This is a genomic window from Haloferax sp. S2CR25, assembly GCF_031624535.1.
GTDB classification, from domain to species: domain Archaea; phylum Halobacteriota; class Halobacteria; order Halobacteriales; family Haloferacaceae; genus Haloferax; species Haloferax massiliensis.
Window position 1 is genome coordinate 262183 of record NZ_JAMQOO010000002.1, and the last position, 15035, is coordinate 277217.

Annotated in this window: 17 protein-coding genes and 2 tRNA genes; 5 read left to right on the top strand and 14 right to left on the bottom strand. The window is 70.1% G+C overall.

Features of this window, described 5'->3' with window-relative positions; genetic code table 11:
- Positions 1-4 precede the first annotated feature (4 nt).
- The gene (locus NDI65_RS06690; RefSeq protein ID WP_042663552.1) at positions 5-847 is read right to left on the bottom strand and encodes an RNA methyltransferase; all 843 of its coding nucleotides are present in this window, start codon (positions 845-847) and stop codon (positions 5-7) included.
- Positions 848-1136: 289 nt separating this feature from the next.
- Here NDI65_RS06690 and NDI65_RS06695 point away from each other — a divergent pair.
- Both NDI65_RS06695 and NDI65_RS06700 read left to right on the top strand, forming a co-directional pair.
- Positions 1137-1207, top strand: a tRNA-Gly gene (locus tag NDI65_RS06695).
- A 12-nt stretch (positions 1208-1219) separates the two neighbouring features.
- A tRNA-Gly gene (locus NDI65_RS06700) sits at positions 1220-1290 on the top strand.
- A gap of 246 nt (positions 1291-1536) precedes the next feature.
- Here NDI65_RS06700 and NDI65_RS06705 read toward each other — a convergent pair.
- From NDI65_RS06705 to NDI65_RS06725, 5 genes are all read right to left on the bottom strand, one after another.
- Positions 1537-1827 (bottom strand): hypothetical protein, encoded by a 291-nt coding sequence (locus tag NDI65_RS06705; RefSeq protein WP_089781309.1) that lies wholly within the window; start codon positions 1825-1827, stop codon positions 1537-1539.
- 170 nt (positions 1828-1997) lie between these two features.
- A complete protein-coding gene (locus NDI65_RS06710) occupies positions 1998-2252 on the bottom strand; it encodes a hypothetical protein (protein ID WP_089781307.1) in 255 nt (84 codons plus the stop codon).
- Positions 2253-2323: 71 nt separating this feature from the next.
- Positions 2324-2608, bottom strand: coding sequence for a hypothetical protein (locus NDI65_RS06715; RefSeq protein ID WP_042663550.1), 285 nt, complete (start codon positions 2606-2608; stop codon positions 2324-2326).
- A gap of 38 nt (positions 2609-2646) precedes the next feature.
- The gene (locus tag NDI65_RS06720) at positions 2647-3705 is read right to left on the bottom strand and encodes a YhjD/YihY/BrkB family envelope integrity protein (protein WP_042663549.1); all 1059 of its coding nucleotides are present in this window, start codon (positions 3703-3705) and stop codon (positions 2647-2649) included.
- 59 nt (positions 3706-3764) lie between these two features.
- The gene (locus NDI65_RS06725) at positions 3765-3932 is read right to left on the bottom strand and encodes a hypothetical protein (RefSeq protein WP_157837735.1); all 168 of its coding nucleotides are present in this window, start codon (positions 3930-3932) and stop codon (positions 3765-3767) included.
- A gap of 111 nt (positions 3933-4043) precedes the next feature.
- On the opposite strand from NDI65_RS06725, the gene NDI65_RS06730 reads away from it, so the two are divergent.
- The 3 genes from NDI65_RS06730 (at position 4044) to NDI65_RS06740 (ending at position 5899) form a co-directional block, all read left to right on the top strand.
- Positions 4044-4358: an MTH1187 family thiamine-binding protein gene (locus NDI65_RS06730; RefSeq protein ID WP_042663548.1), complete on the top strand. Its 315-nt coding sequence runs from the start codon at positions 4044-4046 to the stop codon at positions 4356-4358.
- Between the two features lie 120 nt (positions 4359-4478).
- Complete coding sequence (mch, locus tag NDI65_RS06735; RefSeq protein ID WP_310893492.1) at positions 4479-5411, top strand: methenyltetrahydromethanopterin cyclohydrolase; 933 nt, start codon at positions 4479-4481, stop codon at positions 5409-5411.
- Complete coding sequence (locus NDI65_RS06740; RefSeq protein ID WP_089781302.1) at positions 5408-5899, top strand: hypothetical protein; 492 nt, start codon at positions 5408-5410, stop codon at positions 5897-5899. The genes mch and NDI65_RS06740 overlap by 4 nt, the downstream gene beginning before the upstream one ends.
- 39 nt (positions 5900-5938) lie before the next feature.
- On the opposite strand, the gene NDI65_RS06745 is transcribed toward NDI65_RS06740, so the two are convergent.
- From NDI65_RS06745 to nadA, 8 genes are all read right to left on the bottom strand, one after another.
- Positions 5939-7543, bottom strand: coding sequence for a GTP-binding protein (locus NDI65_RS06745; protein WP_089781300.1), 1605 nt, complete (start codon positions 7541-7543; stop codon positions 5939-5941).
- Between the two features lie 143 nt (positions 7544-7686).
- Positions 7687-8268: a J domain-containing protein gene (locus NDI65_RS06750; RefSeq protein ID WP_310893493.1), complete on the bottom strand. Its 582-nt coding sequence runs from the start codon at positions 8266-8268 to the stop codon at positions 7687-7689.
- 90 nt (positions 8269-8358) lie between these two features.
- Positions 8359-9156, bottom strand: coding sequence for an orotidine-5'-phosphate decarboxylase (gene pyrF / locus NDI65_RS06755; RefSeq protein WP_089781726.1), 798 nt, complete (start codon positions 9154-9156; stop codon positions 8359-8361).
- 72 nt (positions 9157-9228) lie between these two features.
- On the bottom strand, positions 9229-10161 hold the full coding sequence (locus NDI65_RS06760) for a hypothetical protein (protein WP_089781728.1): 933 nt from the start codon (positions 10159-10161) through the stop codon (positions 9229-9231).
- A 39-nt stretch (positions 10162-10200) separates the two neighbouring features.
- Positions 10201-11394 carry an MFS transporter gene (locus NDI65_RS06765; RefSeq protein ID WP_089781730.1) on the bottom strand — a complete coding sequence of 398 codons (1194 nt, stop codon included), beginning with the start codon at positions 11392-11394 and terminating at the stop codon, positions 10201-10203.
- An 84-nt stretch (positions 11395-11478) separates the two neighbouring features.
- Positions 11479-12285, bottom strand: a complete 807-nt coding sequence (gene nadC / locus NDI65_RS06770) for a carboxylating nicotinate-nucleotide diphosphorylase (RefSeq protein WP_310893494.1) — start codon at positions 12283-12285, stop codon at positions 11479-11481.
- Positions 12272-13879 carry an FAD-dependent oxidoreductase gene (locus NDI65_RS06775; protein WP_310893495.1) on the bottom strand — a complete coding sequence of 536 codons (1608 nt, stop codon included), beginning with the start codon at positions 13877-13879 and terminating at the stop codon, positions 12272-12274. Before NDI65_RS06775 ends, nadC begins: the two co-directional genes overlap by 14 nt.
- Complete coding sequence (gene nadA / locus NDI65_RS06780) at positions 13876-15033, bottom strand: quinolinate synthase NadA (protein ID WP_089777316.1); 1158 nt, start codon at positions 15031-15033, stop codon at positions 13876-13878. The genes NDI65_RS06775 and nadA overlap by 4 nt, the downstream gene beginning before the upstream one ends.
- Positions 15034-15035: the final 2 nt, after the last annotated feature.

Genomic DNA, 15035 nt, shown 5'->3' on the forward strand with positions numbered 1-15035 from the left:
GGATTCACTCCGTGAGTGTCAGGGAGGCGAGGGAGGCGAACATCGCTTCCTCCGTTCGCACGACCTCGCTGCCCTGTCGCGGAATCGTATTGAGCCAGAGGTCGAACCCCGGACCAACGGAAGGTTCGACGTCTGCAACATCCTCGGGAGGCATCCCGAGCATGTCCGGAAGCCCACGGCCCGGCGACCCGAAGACGACGGTCATGCCGCCGGCATCGGTGATGCGGGCCGTCAGGTCGCCCAATCTGGGGACCGACAGCGGTTCGCCATAGCGAGACGTGGCGATTCGCACGCCCGCATCTGGCCTGCCGAGTGCTTCCGTGAGGTCCATGCGGGATACGTCGAAGCCCGGGAGGGGCTCGTCGACGATCCGCGCACGGACCGGTTCTCGCGAAGAGATCCTGACAGCGACGCGCTCTCCCTCTGTGAGGTCCATCCCGGGAGGGACGAACAGGGAGATCGGGTGTTGCATTCCGCAATTGACCCGAACGCGGTCGTCAGGTCCGACCTCGGTCACGATTCCTTCTCGCAACGCGGGCGACTCGTCGGAGTCGTCCGCGGTCGTAGACGCGACGAGAACGGGGGGCAGGATACCAGCGTAGCGGAGTTCGTCGCGCTTGCCCCAGACCTCCTTGCGGAGGTAGGGGGGCGTCGCGGCGTACCGAAGTACGGTTTCGACGAACTCGCCGCCCCACTTGTTCTCGCCGTCTTCGTCGGGGAAGACGACGAGTTCGTTCGCCCGGAAGACCGCCGCCGCGCGGGCGACGTAGCCGAGTTTGCGAGTTGCCTCGCGTTGATCTTCGGCTTCCCGGACGAGTGAGGACGGCACGAGTACGCTGAGTTTCATGCCGGGTTCATCCTCGTCTCGTCTAGACTGTGGCGTTTGTACCGGGGGCCTACCTAAAAGAGTAGCGAATCCATTCTGGGGTGATAGAGCGTCCCACGACCCAGTTTGCGGGGGATTGGCGAACGTCGCGTGGTACATAATTACACGGTCGCCGACAGGTCGCCGAAGGCGAATCTCACGTGGTAGCAGGTGGCGCGCCGTCGCCCGATTTCTCCCCCGTTTCGCAAGTCTTATTTATCAACCCGACACTATCGAGTAACGCAGCAGCACGCCACGATACACGCGGAATGCGCTGGTAGTGTAGTGGTATCACGTGACCTTGCCATGGTCACAACCTGGGTTCAAATCCCAGCCAGCGCACATCCACCACATGCGTCGGTAGTGTAGTGGTATCACGTGACCTTGCCATGGTCACAACCTGGGTTCAAATCCCAGCCGACGCACTTCTACAACGAACCTACCTTCCGAGCGACCGCTGTGCGTGTCGCTCGGACTGTGAGTTGTGAATGCGGGACGCTGGGATTTGAACTAGCGAGCGAACGCGAGTGAGCGAGTGGAGTTCAAATCCCGTCTCACCGACTCGACCGCCGTCTCGCCGGTGCTCCTGAGTTCACCTCACGGCGTTCGGTGAACTCCCAGCCGACGCAGTTCTCCGAACGCAACTCACTCAGCGACGCGTCTCCGAGGACTCACGATTCGTCCCGCGCCCGCCACCACCAGACCATCGCTCCCACGCCGACGACGAGGACGACGACGGCGAGCGCGTCGAGAGCGTAGTTAAGGGGCGTGCCCGTCGGCACGGTCCCGGACTGGGTCACCTGCAAGAGGGCGTACGAGAGCCACGTGAGACACATCCCGACGAGGAGAACCGTCCGCGTGCCGGAGAGCTTCCCGCGCCGATACTGCACGGCCGTGCCCGCGAGGAGCAACAGGTACGCGACGAGCAGGGGAACGCCCCCGAGGTCGGCGAGCACGCTCATGATTCGGTCGGGAACCTCACGAGGGCGATGAGGTCGGCGGCGACGACACCGGTCACACGCGCAGTTCGGGAGGGCAGACGAACCATACGCCACGTCCGCAGGGAGTACACTAAGTAGTTGACACTAATGCCCGAGCGGACCGTCCCGGCCTCGCACGCGTGGGCGGAGAATCAATATCCGAGCGTGTCGACCGTCTCGATTCGCTCGATATCGTCGAGTTCGCACAGGTCGGAGACGGCCGACTCGGCGAGCGAGACTACGACGCCGCCGAACCGGAGTTCGCGTTCGAGACTGCCGCCGAGCGACTCGACGCGGGTTTCGAGCGTCTCGCGGGCGTCGTCGTCCACGGGTTCGACGCGGAGTGCCGCGACTTCGTCGTCGAGGGGGTCGTCGCGCATACGACGGACGGGGTGAGAGAGATACATATCCGGGGGTTGTCGGGCGGCGGGAAAACGGTCGCGGTCGGTCTGTGTCGGACCGCGCTCGGCCGAGGCGGTCAGTCCTCGGTGAAGTAGAACAGCGCCTCGCGGCCCGCGCCGCAGTCCGGGCACGACGACGGGAACGCCGTCAGCGCGCCGAGTTCGCCGCAGTCGTCGCAGCGCCAGACGAGTTGCGCCTCGCCGAAGTTCTTCCCGGGCAGTCGCCGGTGTTCGACGACGGTCGGCGGTCGAACCGCCCGAGAGGCCGTCTCGGCGGTCGTCTCGGCGGCTTCCCACCGCGCTCGTTCGTCGTCGAGCGGTCGCGCCGGCTCCGTCGGTCGGGCAGGGGTCTTTATTGCCATAGTGTCGCATACGCACGCCAGCCCCATAACGCCCGTCGTCACTCCTCGTGACTGTCAGGCCACGAGGACCATCGAAGCTCCAGTCTGACGGGGCCCTCCGGCAGGAACCGGTTGGTTTCGGTGTCGGTGACGACCCGTTCGGGGCGGGGGAGCGTGACGGATTCGTCGCCGACGCGGAGCGTCAGGTCCTCGTCGGGAGCGGCCGCTAGGAGGCGGTCGAGTCGCTCGATGGCCGCGGTCACCTCGTCGCGCGTCACAGCGTCGGTCTGCGAGTCGAGGGGGACGCCGCCGAACAGCGGGCGGACGTTCACGTCGCGCGAGCGGTTCGAGAGCACCGCGTTGACGGCCGCGCCGAGGAGGATGACGAGCCCGCTGAAGTAGAGCCACGTCAGGAGGACGAGAATCCCGGCGACGACGCTCGATTCGGGTTCGCGGCTGCTGAACTCGACGTAGAGTCGGAACAGCGACTCGAAGGTCGTCAGCCCGACGGCGGCGACGAGCGTGCCGGGGACGACCTCCAGATAGGTCACGTCCTCGTCGGGGAAGATGTAGTACATCGGGTAGAACGTCAGAAAGAGGACGGCGACGAGGAGGCCGCGGTAGACCACCCAGCCGAGCGTCCCGTCGAGCGCGGGGAGGGCCGACTCGATGAGCGCGCCGGCGATGACGGCGAGGGCGACCGTGACGAGCACGATGATACCGTCGGAGAGCTGGTCGGCGAACGTGTTCGCGGCCTCGGACTCGTAGATGTCCGAGAAGGCGGTGTCGAGGCCGCGGAAGATTCGGAGCGTCCCCCACACCAACACGAGCACGCCGATAACCGAGAAACTGGCGAGCTGACTCGACGCTTCGAGTTCGGCGATGATGACGTCCCCCGCGCCGGGGGTCAGGACCGTCTGGATGACGCCGATGACGCTCTGGCGTAGGTCGCTGTCGCCGGTGGCGGAGACGGCCGCGAGGACGAGCAGAAACAGCGGGAGCAACGAGACGAACGCCCCGTAAGCGATGCTTCCGGCCATGAACGTGAGTCGCTCGGTGCGGACCTCGTAGAGGATGGCCCGACCGAGCGTGAGCGCTCGCGCGACGCGTTGATTCATGGGCGCTGATACGTCGGCCGACGAGAAAAGCGCGATGCGCGGTCGGGCGGCGGTGACGACTACCGACGGGCGGCGAAGACGGCGACCGCGAGGCCGAGGACCGCACCCGTGACGGTCCACTCCGCCGCGTAGCCGACCGCCTCGCCGACGGCCGACCCGAGGGTGACCCCGCCGACGACGTTCGCCCCCAACACGAGCGCCAGCCGAGTTAGTTCACTCTGAAACATACATGAAACTGTGGCTGTTCGCGGAGATAGCCTCGTCGGTTCGGACGCCTCGAACGGTGCGACGAATTCGCACACCTCGATTTTACTACCACGTGGTCCGTGGTGTCGGCTATGACAGTCATCGCCATGCTGAGCGTCGCGCCGGTCGTCGAAGGGAGCATGTCGGGCGAGGTCGCCAAGGCGGTCGCGGCCCTCGACGACTTCGCCGTGTCCTACGAGACGAACCCGATGGGGACGGTCATCGAGGCCGACGACATCGACGAACTGCTCGCGGCGGTCGGCGCGGCCCACAAGGCGGTCGACGGCGACCGCGTGAGCACGTTCCTGAAGATAGACGACAAGCGAACGAAAGACCAGACGGCCGCCGACAAGGTCGACGCCGTCGAAGCCCACCTCGGGCGGGAAGCGAGGAGCGACCGCGAGTAGCTTCGCGGGCCGCGGCGACCCGCCGCGCGGGTCCGCCGTGCGAGGCGCGAGACACGTCCACGCGGCCCGGAGGGTGTGCGACTGACAAACCCTTTAGCCGAAGGCGCGCAATCGCCTCGCATGGACAGCATCAATCGGATGGCCATCGAACTGGTCGACGAGGCGCTCGACTTCGCCGGGGAACTCGGCATCGAGGGCTACGAACTCGACTCGGGTGCGACGGTCATCGACTTCGGCGTCGACGCCGACGGCGGTGTCGAAGCGGGGATGCTCCTCGCGGAGATTCAGACCGCGGGTCTCGCCACGGTACAGACGCGGATGGGGGATGTCGCCGGTACGCCCCGCCCGCACGTCGAACTCTCCACCGACCGCCCGGCGCTGGCCCTCCTCTGCTCGCAGAAGGCCGGCTGGGAGCTCACCTTCGACGACTTCGACGGCCTCGGCTCCGGCCCGGCCCGCGCGCTGGTCGGCGAGGAAGAGGAGTTCCACCACCTCGGCTACTACGACGAGTTCGACCTGACGGTCCTCGCCGTCGAGAGCATCGACCTCCCGAGCGACGAGGTCGCGGAACACGTCGCGGAGACGACCGGCCTCGAACCGAGCGCCGTCTTCCTGCCGACCTACGCGACCGGCTCGCTCGTCGGCAGCGTCACGGGCGCGGCGCGCGCCGCCGAACTCGCCGTGTTCAACCTCTTCGAGGCGGGCTACGACCCGACGAACGTCCTCTCTATCAACGGTTCCGCCCCGCTCGCCCCCGTCAGCTACGACGAGAGCGTCGCCATGGGTCGGACGAACGACGCCGTCGCCTACGGCGGCCGCGTCCACGTCACCGTGAGCGAGGACTACGACGACTTCGACCGCGCGATTTCCACGGCCGGGTCGGACTACGGCGTCCCGTTCGAACAGCTGTTCGAGGACGCCGACTGGGACTTCGGCGCGGTCGACCCCGACGTGTTCGGCCCCGCGCAGGTCACGGTCGACGTGGTCGACGGCCCGACGTACACCCTCGGCGAGACCGACGAGGACGTGCTCGCCGACTCGTTCGGACTGTGAGGCGCAAGCCCGTCCCGCCCGCACCGGGCTCCCTCGACCGACTGTGGGACGCCCACCGCGCCGTCCCGCTGATTCCCGGCTCCGAAGACGACTGCTGCGGCCGGGTTGCGAACCGACTCGACGTGACGCCCGACGAGGGCCGCGACTGGCTCGTGTTCTGCCAGTCGCTCGGCCTCGCCCGCGAGGTGAGCCGCGGCTTCGAGCGCGTCCGCGACGACCCCGACGCGGACGACCTGCGGAGCGCGTTCGAGGGGAACGTCTTCGGCGCGCGCGAGGCGCTCGACGCCCTCGGCGACGAACCGAAGTCGGCGGACGCGGTGTTCGACGCGTTCGAGCCGACCGTGCCGAACTGGGAGCGTCACCGCGACCCCGACGGATGGGAATCGCGCTGGCGCGGCAGGGTCGCGCGGCTGCTCGACTGGGCGGTGCTGTTCGGCGCGGCGGAGAGAAAACCGGACGGCTACGTCGCGGTCGGAGAGTCGGTCTGACCGCCGACGGGGACGACTCGCGCCGCCGCCCGTGCTATTCTAGTCGACCTTCGTCACGGTGCCGACGCCCTTGGACCGGCCCTCGCGGAAGACGAATCGCTGACCCTCCTCGACGAAGTACGAGCGGAATTTGAACTCGATGCGGGTCGTGCCGGTGTCTCCGGGGAGGAGTCGCCCGCCGTCGGGGTGGAAGACGGCCGCCTCGGAGACGGTTTCGAGGTGGACGACCGGCTCGTAGCCCTCCTGAATCCGCGTCGGGTGGTTGAGCACCATCACGTCGGCTTCGAACTCGCGGACGGCGGTGGGCTCTGCGTCGCCCGGCAGGAGCACCATCCCGCGTTCGATTTCGGACTCGCGGACGCCCTTGAGGGCGATGCCGACGATGCGGCCGGCGTTGGCCCGGTCGACCCGGTGGTAGTGCATCTCGATGGAGCGGACCTCGACCTCGCGGAACTCGCCGTCGGACATCGGCCCCAAGAGCAGTGTGTCGCCGGCCTCGACCGCCCCGGAGTTGACCGTGCCGGAGGCGACCGCGCCGACGCCCGTGACCGAGTAGGTCCGGTCGATGTACATCTTGAAGTCGCCCTCGGCGGCGCTGCGCTTCGGCAGCGACTCGAACAGCCGGTCGAGGTCGTCGAGGCCGTCCATCGTGACCGCGCTCGTCGGGAACAGCGGGACGACCGACTCGCTTATCTCCTCGACCGCGGCCTCGACGCCGTGGCGCTCGACGCTCAGGGGCGTCCGGCCCACGTCGCGGAGGAGCCGCTCGACCTCGCGTTCGACCTCGGCGGCGCGCTCCTCGGAGACGGCGTCGATTTTCGTGATGGCGACGACCGTCGGCAGCTCCATGGCGAGCAGGATGCCGAGGTGTTCGCGGGTCGTTCTCGTCGGGCCGTCGTCGGCGGCGACGACGAGCAGGCCGTAGTCGAGGCGCTGGCCGACGAGGCCGCGAATCGTCGTCCGGAGCCACGGCTCGTGACCGACGGTGTCGACGAACGAGACCAACCGGTCGGCCTCCTGAACGATCTGCGCCCGGTCGGACTTCCGGTGGGGGTTTCGCATGTGAACGGGTCCGTCGTCGGAAAAGCCGTAGACTGCGTACGAGAGGTCGGCCGACAGGCCGCGTTCGACCTCGTGGGGCTGCACGTCGAGGAACGACCGCGTGCTTCCGTTGCCGTTGTCGGCCTGTCCCGTCACGAGCGACCCGACGAGCGTCGATTTGCCGTGGTCGACGTGACCCGCGGTGCCGACGACGATGTGGTCGTCGTCGACGTCGAGCATCGCGCCCTCGCGGATGGTCGCGACGCCGACGAGGCCGCGTTCGGCCCCGTCGCCGACGCCCCACGTCTCCACGTCTTCGATGTGCGCGCCGGCCTCCTCGGCCAGAAGCGACAGCACGTCCATCGTCTCGGAGAAGTCGTCCGGCGGGATGCCGGCGATGCCGCCGTCGTCGGTGACGCCGACCACGTAGGTCGCCACGCCGTCGCCGGAGAGCACTCGGTGTCTGAGTTGGGCAGCGAGCGACTCCATCCGGCCGTCGGACAGGTGAACGGCGCGGGTGAGGCGTTCTTTGAACTCGACGTTTCCGCCTTCTTCCTCACCGCGCTCAAGGGCCTCGTCCAAGAGAGCCCGATCCGCGCTCATGGACTCGGGTAGGAAACCGACCGTGAAAACGCTTTCCGCGGTAGCGATTGCCATGAGAACGTACCGCAATCGAGACGGCGTCGGGAGCGGACGCGACCGTCGAGGCCCGTGCGGGCCGAATGCGAAACGAAACCGAGACGCGCTCAGTCGCTCAGTCGCTCGTAGGCCCGGTTGACGCGCTTGAACGCCTCCTCGTCGCCGGTCTTCGAGTCCGGATGGGTCTCCTTGACGCGCTTCCGGTAGGCCGCTTTCACCTCGTCCTCGGAGGCGTCGTCGTCGAGGTCGAGCGTGTCGAGGGCCGTCTGCCGACTCATGCTGCGCCGCGACGGGCGGACGCTCGGTCCGTCGCCGCCGCGAGTTCGCTGTCGTCGGCGGCCGTCGCCGCCGAATCCGCCGTCTGGACCGAACCCCCCGGCGCGCGGTCCCTCTCGGGGGTCGCCGCGGGGGCTCGCGCCGAACCCGCCGGTCTCCCGGCGGTCGCTCCGCCGTCGCTCCGACCGGAAGCCGAACCCGCCGCGCCCGGCGTCGGCGCGGACGCGCGTCCGGCGGAACCGCTCTTCGAGGCGTCCGCTGACGTGGGCGTACATGAAGTACGTCGTCGCGCCGAAGGGGAGGGCGACGAACAGCAACAGGAGCTGTCGGTAGGCGAACGCCAACACGACGAGGAGCATGGTGATGCCCGCGAACACCGCCGCGAGCCCCATGACGAGTCGGTCTCGGTCCACGGGCGCAGTTAGGGGCCCACGGTGGTAAACGTCTCGCCGGGCCGCGACCGCCGGACGGAGCGGCCGGGAAAGTCGACTGTCTGCGTCGCCTCAGCGGTACTGATTCAGCCGCTTTTTGAGGCGCTTTGCGGCCTGTCCGGCGGCCTTGTCGAACTCCTCGCCGCGGTCCTCGCCGGCGAAGATGATACCGCGCGAGGAGTTCACGAGGCCGACGCCGTCCGCGAGGCCGAACTCGACGGCGGCCTCGGCGTCGCCGCCCTGCGCTCCCACCCCGGGGACGAGAAACGGCAGGTCGGGCACCTGCTCGCGGAGGTGTTCCAGTTCCTCGGGACCGGTCGCGCCGACGACGAGGCCGACGTTCCCGTGTTCGTTCCAGAGGTCGCAGAGCGCCGCGACGCGCTCGTAGAGGGGTTCGCCCGAGTCGAGTTCGAGCGACTGGAGGTCCGAGCCGCCGGGGTTCGAGGTGCGGCAGAGGACGAACACGCCCTTGTCCTCGCGGGCGAGGAACGGCTGGATGGAGTCGCGGCCCATGTAGGGGTTGACCGTGATGGCGTCGGCGTCGTCGAGCAGGTCGGCGTACTTGCGGGTCGTGTTGCCGATGTCGGCGCGCTTAGCGTCCAAGAGGACCGGCACACCCTTGCCGTGGGCGTAGGCGATGGTCTCGCGCAGGGAGCGCCAGCCGTCTTCGTCCTCGTAGAACGCCGCGTTCGGCTTGTACGCCGCGGCGTGCTCGTGGGTCGCGTCGATGATGCGGCGGTTGAACGCCCACCGCGGGAGGTCCTCGTCGAGCAGGTGGTCGGGGATGCGGTCGATGTCGGCGTCGAGGCCGACGGAGACGACGCTGTCTGTCGCCTCGATGCGGTCGCGGAGGTCGTCGAAGAAGGCCATTGCCCGCGAGTGCGACGACCGAAAGTAAGGGGTTTTCCCTTCGCCCCGCGCCGCGTCGCCCCCGGACCCGGCTCAGAGGCCGGCCTCGAAGAGGAAGACCACCGCGTCGCCGCTCACGAGCAGCGAGAGGTACGCGAGCGCCGGGACGACGAGCGAGACGGTTCGGTCGTAGGCGACGGCCGCGAGCGCGAAGACGGCGACGTGCGAGAGGACGAAGACGCCCCCGGCGAGCGAGTCGACCGCGAGGAGTTCCTCGCCGACGGCGACCGTCGAGACGACGGCGAGCGGCGCGTACCCGAGCGCCCGTCGCCCCCCGGTCGTCGCTCGCGTCGCCGCCGCGAAGGCGACGCCGAGGCACGCGAGGAACACCGCGGCGCGAACGAGGTGTTCGAGCGCCGGGAACACCACGACTCCGCGGTTCGCGCTCAGGAACGCGAGCGAGGCGGTCGCGGTCGTCACCGCGAGCGCGCGCCGGCCGTCGAGGGCGCGCGCGAAACTCCGCTGGACGAGCACCTGCGAGACGACGACGAGGACGGGAACGCCGACGAGCGCGGCGAGCGCGGAGACCGGCGCGACGGCCGCGAGGGTCGCGTCCGCGCCGTAGCCGGTCTTCGTCAGCGACCCGTACGTGACGCCCGAGCGGAGGCCGACGACCTTGGTCGCGGCCACCAAAAGCGCCGGGGCCGCGGCGGCGACGGCGACGACGCCGATTCCGCGGTCGGCGACCGCCGGGAGCCTGACGCCGAGTGCGATATCGCGGACTCTCGCGTACGCGCCCGCGTAGAGCGCGAGGGCGCAGACGAGCGTCCCGCCGGTGACGACCCCGGCGACGACGAACCCCCGCGACCGGAGGAGGTCGGGCGCGACGCCCGCCAGCGACTCGCGGACGGCGAACTGCAGGAGCGCGACGCCGAGCAGGAGGGCGGCGACGACGGCGGACTCGACCGCGCCGGAGCGACCGCTCGCGGCGGCGCGGGCTGTCCTGGAGGGCGACGGTACGCGCATGCCCTCCCATCGCCGGCGAGCGACCGTAATACTACTGCGTCACACGGGTCGCTCGACCGTCCACAGGAGGCCCGCGCCGACGACGAGCACCCCGCCGAAGAGCGCGAGCGCGCCGGCCGGCGAGAGGGCGTCGGCGACGGCCCCGCCGGCCAGTTCGAACGGGACGACCGCGAGCGAGTAGAGCATCCCGGCGGCCGAGAGGACGGTCGCGCGCCCGACCGAGTCCACCCGGTCGTTGACGTACTGGTTCCCGAGGACGGACGAGACGTTCGTGACGCCGCGGGCGACCGCGAACGCGGGAAAGGCCAGCGGCCCGAAAAGGGGGACCGACGCGTAGGCGACCGCGAGCACGAGCGGCGAGGCGAGGAACCACCGGCGGACGCCGACGCGGGATTCGACCCAGCCGGCGCGGAACGTCGCGGCGGCCGCGACCAGCGAGAACAGCGCGTAGGCGGCGCTGACGGCGGTGTTCGTCGCCGACGCGGGGACGCCGAGGTCGAGCGCCACGTCGCGGAGAATCGGCTGGTCGAAGATGTACACCATGTTGGCGACGCCGAACAGGAGCGCGAAGTAGGCGACGAAGCCGCGGAGCGGCGGGCGCGAGAGCTTCTCGCGGATGACCCGGAGCGCCGCCCGCGGCGTGAAGTCGCCGCCGTTGGCTCCGGTCTCGGGGACCGACAAGAGAATCGGGACGCCCAGCGCCGTCACCGCGGCGGTGGCGAAGAAGGGGACCGCGTAGTTCGTCGCGTCGGCGAGGAGGCCCCCGGCGAGGGTCGTCACCGCGCCGATTGCGAGGCCGACGCCGGTGGCGCGCCCGCGGACGGCGGCGAACTCGTGGGTCTCGTCGGTCTCGGCCAGGAGGTCGTAGAGCCACGCGTCGTCGCTTCCGGACCGGAACGTCTGGCCGACGGCCCACGTCCCGTAGACGACCGCGAGTTGGAGAAACGTCTCCGACAGGCCCATCGCCGCCGTCGAGACGGCGATGACGGCCGTCCCGAGGGCCATCGCGCTCCGGCGACCCAGCCGGTCGCCGAGGTAGCCGGTCGGTATCTCGGCCGCGACGAGCGCGAGCCACCAGACGCTGTTGAGCGCGCCCACCTCGGCGAACGAGAGGTCGCGCGAGCGGACGAACAGAATCCAGATGGCCGTCGTAAAGGAGACGAACTCGGTCGTCTTGTAGGCGTAGTACTTCGCGACCGGGGAGCGCAGGCGGGCGGCGGGCCACGAAGTCATCGTTCCACCGTCTCGACACGGGCCAAAGAACGTGTGGATTCGACCGCCTGCGACGGCATCCGAGTCGGAAAGAACGCCCGCCGCTCACCCGGTCCGGAAGGAGAAGTCGGCACTCGGGGCGCTGTGGGTGAGCCAGCCCATCGACACCACGTCGACGCCGGTGTCGGCGTAGGCGGGGAGCGCCTCCGGGGTGATACCCCCGCTGGCCTCCGAGATGACGCCCTCGGGGAGTCGGGAGACGCCCTCGCGGACCGCCTCGGGCGCGAGGTTGTCGAACAGGACGATGTCGGCCCCGGCGGCCGCGGCGCGCTCGCCCATCTCGGGCGTCTCGACTTCGACTTCGAGCTTCGTCGCGAACGACTTGCGCTCGGCGAAGCGGCGGACCGCCTCCTCCAGACCGAGTTCGGCGACGTGGTTGTCCTTGACCATCACCATCCCCGAGAGCGTGAGGCGGTGGGTGTCGCCGCCGCCGGCGACGACGGCCCGCTTCTCGACGCCGCGGAGGCCGGGCGTGGTCTTGCGAGTCGCGGCGACCCGAACCGAGTCGGAGACCTCGCGGGCGGCGGCGACCGCCTCGCGGGTCGTCGTGGCGACCCCGGAGGCGTGGCCGACGACGTTGGCGGCGACGCGCTCGCCGCGGAGGACGTTCCGGGCGTCGCCCTCGACGCGGAGGACTTCGTCGCCCGCTTCGACCGCGTCGCCGACGTCGACCGCGTTCTCGGCCTCGACGCCGAGGTAGTCGAAGACGGCGACGGCGGCGTCGAGGCCTGCGGCGACCGCCGGCTCCTTGGCAACGAGTCGCCCGGTGGTGTCGCCGGGCACGTCGTTCGTCACGTCGCGGTGGCCCACGTCCTCGGCCAGCCAGCGCTCGACGGTCTCAGTCGTCAGCACTCGGGGTCACTCCCTGTCCGGCGTCGTCGCTTTCCTCGCCTCCTTCGCCTCCCTCGCGTCCGTCCGGGTCGACGAGGGAGTGACAGCCGGCCGACGGCGCGTCGGCGGCCGCGCGGGCGACGAGGAGCGACGAGACGCAGGCGTTCCGGAGTTCGTAGACGGACCGCGAGACGCGGGTGCGGGCGTAGGCGTCGACCTCGCCCTTCAGGCGGCGGAGCCGCGCCCGCGCGGTTTCGAGGCCGTCGGGGGTGCGTTCGATGCCGACGAACTCGTCCATCGTCCGCCCGAGGCGGTCGAACTTCGTCTCTGCGAAGGCGTCGGGGAGCGCCGGGTCGGAGTCGCGCGGCGGCGCGTACTCGACGGTCTCGCCCTCGCCGCGGCCCCGCTCGGCCGCGGTCTCGCCGGCGCGGACGCCCCAGACGAGCCCTTCGAGCAGGCTGGTCGAGGCGAGCCGGTTCGCGCCGTGGACGCCGGTGCGGGCGCACTCGCCGGCGGCGAACAGGCGGGACAGCGAGGTCCTGCCGCGGTCGTCGACGGCGACGCCGCCGCAGAGGAAGTGCTCGCTCGGCGCGACGGGGATGCCGGCGTCGAGGTCGACGCCGCGGTCGTCACAGAGCGCCGCGAGGTCGGGGAACTCCCCGCGGAAGTCGAGGTCGGACACGTCGAGGACGACGCGGCCGGTCCGGTCGCGGGCGCGGGAGACGGCGCGGGCGACCACGTCTCGGGGGGCGAGTTCGGCGTCTTCGTGCACGTCAGGCATGAAGCGGCGGCCGTCGGCGTCGCGCAGGACCGCGCCCTCGCCGCGAACGGCTTCGCTGACGAGGAACGGTCGCGCGTCGTCGTCGGCCCGTGGGTCAGTCCGGGGGTCGTACGCGGTCGGGTGAAACTGCACGTACTGCATGTCCGAGACGGTCGCGCCGGCGAGGGCGGCCATCGCCACGCCGTCGCCGGTCGCGCCCGCCGGGTTGGTCGAGCGGGCGTAGCAGTCGCCGATGCCGCCGGTGGCGAGGATAGTCGCCCCGGCGAACACCGGTTCGACCTCGCCGTCGGCGAGGACGGTCGCGCCGCGGACGGTCCCCTCCTCAGTCAGGAGGTCGAGGGCCATCGCGTCGTCGATTATGCGCACGCCGTCGCGGGCCGAGAGGTGCTTCAGGAACGGCCGGAGGACGTGCGCGCCGGTGCTGGCGTCGACGTGGAGGATGCGGCGGCTGGAGTGGCCCGCCTCGCGGGCGAGGTCGAAGTCGGCGGCGTCGCCGGCGTCGGGGTCGCCGACGCTCGGACTGTCACCCACCGCGTCGAACTCGACTCCGAGCGTGTCCAACAGCACGTCCTCGACGACGGCGCGGGACTCGGAGACGAGCGTGTCGACCGCCTCGGGGTCGGCGGTGCCGTCGCTCGCCCGGCGGATGTCGGCGGCGAACTCCGCGGGCGCGGACTGGGTGACGGCGATGCCGCCCTGCGCCCAGTCGGACGCGGCGTCCTCGGGTTCGGTCGCCTTCGTGACGACGAGCACGTCGGCCCCCTCGCGGGCGGCGGCGAGGGCCGCGGCGCAGCCGGCGATGCCGGAGCCGACGACGAGTACGTCGGCCTTCATAGTTCGAGCATGCGGTCGAGCGCGACCGCGGCGAGTTCCTTCTCCTCGGGCGCGACCTCGACGACGTTGGGTTCGCGGCCCGCGGCGAGTTCTTCGAGCACCCACGTCAGGTAGTTGGGGTCGACCTGCCGCATGGCGTTGCAGTCCATGCAGGCGTCGCCGCAGAGGGGCCGAACGTCGACCTCGGGGTGCCAGCGCGCGAGGTGTCGCGCGAGGTGGACCTCGGTGCCGATGGCCCACGTCTCGCCGGGGTCGGCGTTCTCGACGACGTCGCAGATGTGGCTCGTGGAGCCGACCTCGTCGGCGGCCGCGACGACGCTCGGGCGGCACTCGGGGTGGGCGACGACCTTCGCGCCGTCGGCCTGCGCCTCCTCGACGTGGTCGACGCGGAAGCGCTCGTGAACCTGACAGTAGCCGTCCCAGAGGATGACTTCTGCGTCGCCGAGGTCCGGAATGTCGGGTTCCGCGTCGGCGTCAGCGCCCGCGGCTTCGGCCACGTCGCCGGCCCACGGGTCCCACTCGACCACGCCGTCGATGCCGAGTTCGTCGGCCGTGTTGCGCCCGAGGTGCTTGTCGGGCAGGAACAGCACGGCGTCGCCGCGCTCGAACGCCCACTCGAAGGCGTCGGCGGCGTTCGAGGAGGTGCAGATGAGCCCGCCGTGGGAGGCGCAAAAGGCCTTCAGGTCGGCGTAGGAGTTCATGTACGTCACGGGGACGATGTCCTTGCCGCCGCTCTCTTCGACGAGCGTCTCCCACGCGGAGTCGACCTGCACGGCCTCGGCCATCCCGGCCATCGGACACGACGCCTCCATCGACGGGAGAATCACCGTCTGGTCGTCGTCGGTGATGATGTCCGCGCTCTCGGCCATGAACGTCACGCCGGCGAAGACGACGTAGTCGGCGTCCGACTCGGCGGCGCGCTTCGAGAGTTCGTAGGAGTCGCCGATGAAGTCCGCGTGCTCGACGATTTCGCGTCGCTGGTAGTTGTGTCCGAGGACGACGACGCGGTCGCCGAGCGCGTCGCGGGCGGCGGCGATTCGCCGGGAGCGGGCGGCCTCGTCGAGGTCGCGGTGGCTCTCCGGAAGCTGTTCGAGCGTGTCGTATTTGAACAGGCTGAGCTCCGACTCGAACCCGACCGACTGTAATTCAACCACGA